This window comes from Aquabacterium sp. UBA2148 (assembly GCF_002328915.1).
Taxonomy (GTDB): Bacteria; Pseudomonadota; Gammaproteobacteria; order Burkholderiales; family Burkholderiaceae_C; genus Aquabacterium; species Aquabacterium parvum.
On sequence record NZ_DCXA01000083.1, the window covers coordinates 1 to 1,912 of the forward strand.

Below are 1,912 nucleotides of genomic sequence, written 5' to 3' on the forward strand. Positions count from 1 at the left end.
GCGCTCAGTGGCAAGAGAAGACGGCAGGGGTCGGCTCCTTCGAGGCCTGGTTGGCTGGTTTGCTCCAGGCCGGTCTGGAAGTGCGCCCGTCTCGCGAGTCCAGCGTGATTTCGTTCTCCTACGAAGCCGCAGATCCCAACTTTGCTGCAGCCATCGCGAACGCTTTCGTGCAGAGCTACATCAACACCACACTGGAGTTGCGCATCGAGCCGGCTCGCCAGTTTGGTGCACTGTTCGAAGCTCAGGCCAAGCTGGCCCGTGAGCGCCTGGAGGCCGCACAGACTCGCTTGTCTGCCTACCAGAAAGAAAAAGGGCTCATCGCCACCGACGAGCGCCTGGACGTTGAAAACGCCCGCCTCAATGAACTGTCCTCGCAACTCGTTGCCGTGCAGACCATGAGCGCCGAAGCCAGCAGCCGCAAGGCCAAGGCCAGCAGCAGCAGCCAGGAAGTGCTCAACAACCCCGTGGTCTCGACGCTCAAAGCCGAGATGTCCCGGCAGGAAGCGCGCCTGAAGGAGCTGAACTCTCGCCTCGGATCGGCTCACCCCCAGGTCATCGAAGCGCAGGCGAGCATCAACGAATTGCGCGACCGCATCGCCGCCGAAGCCAGCCGCGTGAACACCAGCGTGGCCATCAACAGCGCGGTGAGCCAACAGCGTGAATCCCAGATCCGCGAGGCACTGGAGCAACAACGCGAAAAGATCCTCAAGCTCAAAGAGCAACGCGACGAGGCATCGGTGCTGCTGCGCGATGTCGAAAGCGCCCAGCGCGCCTACGAGACCATCAACGCGCGCCTGAGCCAGGTGGCCATTGAAGGCCAGAGCAACCAGACGAACGTCTCCGTCATCAAGCAGGCCATGCCGCCCTCCGAGCCCTCTTCGCCTCGCATCATGATCAACATGGTCCTGGCTGTGCTGGCTGGCGGCATGTTGTCCGTGATCGTGGGCCTGTTGCTGGAAATCCGCGATCGCCGCCTGCGCACCGACTTCGACGTCACGGAACTGCTGGAGCTGCCGGTTCTGGGCTCGATCCCCACGCGCAACAAGCCCGAACCCCGGGCCCTGCCGTGGCGCAAGAAGACCGCCACCGACACCGAATCGCGCACCCTGCCCGAACTGACCGCCCCCCGCAGCTAAAGGCCGTTCACGACATGATTCCGACCCCCAATCCGGGCGCAGCACCCCAACGCCCTGCCGAGAAGTCCATCGGCGACATCATCCGTGATGCCAACAACCTGAGCCCCGAGCAGGTCGAGGAAGTCCTCGTCTACCAGCGCGAACATGGCGTCAAGTTCGGCGAAGCCGCCGTGGCCCTGGGCCTCGTCAAGCGCGAAGACGTGCTGTGGGCCCTGTCGCAACAGTTTCATTATCCGTATTCACCATCCACGGCTGAGCAGAAGATCAGCGAAGAACTGGTGGCCGCGTCCCACCCATTCAGCGAGTCGGCCGAAGCTTTCCGCGATCTGCGCAGCCAGCTCATTTCGAGCGTGTTCGCAGCAGAGGGCAAAAAGAAGGCGGCGGCCATCATCAGCGCGGCCACGGGTGACGGCAAGTCCTACCTCGCGGCCAACCTGGCGGTGGCATTCAGTCAGCTGGGTGGACGCACGCTGCTGGTCGACGCTGACATGCGCTCGCCTCGCCTTCACGAGCTTTTCAACATCAAGAGCAAGGTCGGCCTCAGCGGCATCCTCTCGGGACGATCGGCCAGCAACGTCATCCGCCCTGTACCCGACCTGCCCAGCCTGTTCCTGTTGCCCGTGGGCGTGACCCCGCCGAACCCGCTCGAGCTGGTCCAACGCCCGGCTTTCGGACTCTTCATGAAAGAGCTTCTCAACAAATTCGACTACGTGATCGTGGACACCCCAGCCGCATCGGCCGGCTCCGACGCTCGCGTGATCGCCGCCGCGTGCGGT

General features: G+C 63.5%; 2 protein-coding genes. Both read left to right on the top strand.

Going from position 1 to position 1,912, the window contains the following annotated elements; all coding sequences use genetic code 11:
• The coding region (locus B2W70_RS04365) for a GNVR domain-containing protein (protein ID WP_286743237.1) at positions 1 to 1,136 on the top strand (1,136 nt) is incomplete at its 5' end.
• Positions 1,137 to 1,150: 14 nt separating this feature from the next.
• Positions 1,151 to 1,912 (top strand): polysaccharide biosynthesis tyrosine autokinase (locus B2W70_RS04370; RefSeq protein WP_286743244.1); only part of this gene is annotated, 762 nt, incomplete at its 3' end.